Annotated in this window: 4 protein-coding genes; 1 reads left to right on the top strand and 3 read right to left on the bottom strand. The window is 47.5% G+C overall.

Annotation, left to right across the window (positions count from 1 at the left end):
• On the top strand, positions 1–175 hold a 175-nt coding region (locus GX016_09720), incomplete at its 5' end, for a leucine dehydrogenase (protein ID HHT71825.1).
• Between the two features lie 109 nt (positions 176–284).
• Here the strand turns inward: GX016_09720 and GX016_09725 are convergent.
• From GX016_09725 to GX016_09735, 3 genes are all read right to left on the bottom strand, one after another.
• Positions 285–1634 carry an aspartate aminotransferase family protein gene (locus GX016_09725; GenBank protein HHT71826.1) on the bottom strand — a complete coding sequence of 450 codons (1350 nt, stop codon included), beginning with the start codon at positions 1632–1634 and terminating at the stop codon, positions 285–287.
• A 64-nt stretch (positions 1635–1698) separates the two neighbouring features.
• Positions 1699–2817, bottom strand: a complete 1119-nt coding sequence (locus tag GX016_09730; protein ID HHT71827.1) for a hypothetical protein — start codon at positions 2815–2817, stop codon at positions 1699–1701.
• 299 nt (positions 2818–3116) lie between these two features.
• The coding region (locus GX016_09735) for a methionine gamma-lyase (protein ID HHT71828.1) at positions 3117–3401 on the bottom strand (285 nt) is incomplete at its 5' end.

The following is a 3401-nucleotide window of genomic DNA, read 5'->3' on the forward strand; positions in this document are numbered from 1 at the left end:
AATGGCTTCCGGCGGCTACAACAAGGAGCGGGCCCTGGCCAAAGCAGCTAACATCTATAATATTCTGCTTCAGGTATTTGCTCTGGCCAAAGAGAGAGACATTCTTCCCTACGAAGCCGCTAATGCGTTGGCAGAAGAACGCATTGCCCAGGCCTTAGCTAAGAAGAAAGAGTAGACACCTGTACGTCCATAAAAATTCCGGCGGGGTTTCCCGCCGGAATCATATTGGTGGAAATGTTACTGCAGCGTTAGCGAGCGATGAGGATGAAATGTCATAGGAGCATTTACCATCCCTTTACGGTCTCTAAAACTTCGTCGCTTATTCTACCGCCTACTAAGTCTTTCATGGACTCCTCAATGATGGATAGCGCCCGATCCGTCTCGTCTTTAGTAATAATCAGCGGCGGTTGAATTCTTAAGACCGAGCCACTGAAGAAGGAGAGCAAAAGCCCTTTTTCCCACGCCCGGTAGCAGATCTTTGCTGCTTCAGTGCAGGCGCGCTCTCTGGTATTGTGATCCAACACCAAGTCTACACCGATAGAAAGTCCTTTACCTCTGACCTCGCCTATGACATCATAAACAGCCTGAAGTTCCTCGAACCTTCTCTGGGCGTATGCTCCCAAAGTCCTTGCATTCTCGATCAACTTTTCTTCCTCAATTACCTCGATATTAGCCAAGGCAGCGGCACAAGAGATAGGGTTACCACCGATAGTAAACAAGTGGGCCGGTGCTTCCCAGGCTTGCATAAATTCTTTTCTGGCCACCAAAGCTGACAGAGGCATTCCGGCAGCGATAGCCTTAGCCAAAATAACCATATCCGGTTCAATACCGAAATGCTCGATCGAAAACCAGCGCCCAGTACGACCAAACCCTTGCTGAACTTCCTCAGCTACCAAAAGAATACCGTTTTCTTTACAGAGTTCATGCAATCCGTGCATATATGCGTCTGGCGGAACAATTATCCCCGCATCACCTTGTATCGGTTCGATGATAATAGCTGCTACTTCCTCAACTGGAAGATAATTAGCGAAAGCAAACCTAATGTATTCTAAGCAATGCAAATCACAGTCAGGCTGGCGATGACCGAAGGGACAACGGAAACAGTCCGGATAAGGAAAATGTTCAATTTCCGGAAGCAAAGGTCCGATCTTTCTACGCATATTTAAGCTTACCGCTGTTAGGCTGATAGACCCATAAGTGGACCCATGGTAAGAACGGATGAAGGAAATTATTTTGGAACGACCGGTATAAGCACGGGCCAACTTGATGGCAGCATCGTTGGCATCGGAGCCGCTCAACCCAAAAGCGACTTGTTTGGGGAACTTCCCCGGGGTAATGCTCACCAGTTTTTGCGCTAGCCGTACCAGCGGTTCATGATACATGTAGGCTGGGGTATAGTGAATAAACTTGGCTGCTTGACGCTTGATAGCGTCCACGATTTTAGGGTGAGCGTGCCCTGTGTTTAAGGCAGCCGCACTGGCCAGGAAATCCAAGTATTCATTACCGTCGGCGTCTACCACTGTACAACCCCTGGCATGATCTACAACCAGTGGATAATAGGGTACGCGTGAGGCTGGGGAGATTACCTTCTTATCTTCCTCTACTAAAGCAAGGCAACGTTTAAGGCCTGGCATGATCAAAGAACCACCCTTTCGAGTTGGCTGTGGTTATGCAAATCAGTTGCACCTGGGTTCATGGTTAATTAGGGAACGGTGGTTGAGACTTTTCTGCTCTTACTATCTTGGCAATTCCAATGGTTAATACCGGCACAATGTGAGTAATAAAGAATCCCCAAGAAATGGTTCCGTAACCTTTGGCAATCAGATCAATTAAACCAAACCGGCTCATAGCTATACTCAAAAGTACCATGCCCAGGGCGATGACTCCCCGCATGTTCTTAGTAAGCTGCCGATCTCGCTCTTTAAGAGTAGCAGCCAAACGTTCGTTTACAGCATGAATAAAGCCGGTACCGGTTTCTATCAGTGTTCCAAACAGTACGATCTCATAGGCAGCTAGCAACAAAACTGAACCAAGGCTTTTTAGCGCTGTAAAGGCTGGCATTGTATCACTGACGATTCCTGGGTAACCGCTCAAGACCACCATATAGAAGAGAAAACCTGGAATAATAGTGATAAGGGAACTTAGGAATCCGGAGACAAAGGCCTCCGATCGGGTCTCAATATCCGGCAGGGTAAATAAAATGGCACAAATGCAACCTAAATTGTAGAACGCGTACCTAAAACCATCCAAACCCCAACCGGGGATTATTTCTCTTGTGCTAAGAGCCTGAGAAATACTGGGACCAAATCTACTTAGTCCAAAGATAATAAACGCCGCATAAACGCCATATAGAACAAAGGACCACCACGACATATATGTCTCAATAGCCCTACTTCCACTGTAAGATAAGTAGGCTACTCCTAGAAGCATCACCGTGACCCCAATCACATAGGGAATGCCAAAAGTGTCCTGAACAACATTTCCTGCAGCTGCACCAACAACGGCTAACACTATGAAAAGCAAGAGGATATAGCATATTTCATAGAGAAACCAGAATTTCCCTAGAAGCTGCGTAAAAAGACTCCGGTAATCATAAGTCTTGAATACACGCACAAAGTCATAGGTTACCGCCAAGACTATACCCCAAACCACTGTTGTAACAACCATACCGTAGATTCCTCCAAGCGGGCCATGGGAGAGAAAGTATTCAATGAGCTCCCGTCCAGTTCCGTAACCGCCGGCTATTACCACTGACTGGAAGACGAAGCCGGGTAAGAAATAGGTCCGGAAAAACTTACTTTTGAGGAAATTGCTCATTTACATATTACCTCCCTGTTGGTTTTGGTAGCTCTAACCGCTTCGGACTTACCTTCAGCTCATAAAGGCACCTCCTTTTTATCATGGATATTTGAGTTTTCGGCTGAATATGTCAACAATGAAAAACCCCTGCAGTCAAGACTGTACTGCTGGGGTTTCCGATTATTCTATAGGGGGTGTGAGATTTAGACAGGCAACGGGTAGAACTAGAAGCCCCTGCCACCAGTACGATGGCAGGGGCTTCGTTTTGTGTTTTCCACGGAGGAAACTTGGACCGGTCCCGGATGCGGGTAACGAGCTTACAATTTATCTAATCCCTGCTTCAAATCGGCAATAATGTCGTCTACATCTTCGATGCCTACCGACAGCCGAACCAGGCCGTCGGTGATTCCGGCTGCCAGCCGTTCCGCCGGTGGGTAAGGGGAATGAGTCATAGAAGCCGGGTGTTGGATGAGGGTTTCTGCATCACCTAGGCTGACGGCCAGGGAACAAAGCTCCAATGAATTCATCAAGTTTATCCCGGCCTCCAGGCCGCCCTTCAGTTCAAAACTGAGCATGCCGCCAAAGCCACCCTGCATTTGTCG

The organism is Bacillota bacterium (assembly GCA_012837285.1).
Lineage (GTDB): Bacteria > Bacillota > DTU030 > DUMP01 > DUMP01 > DUNI01.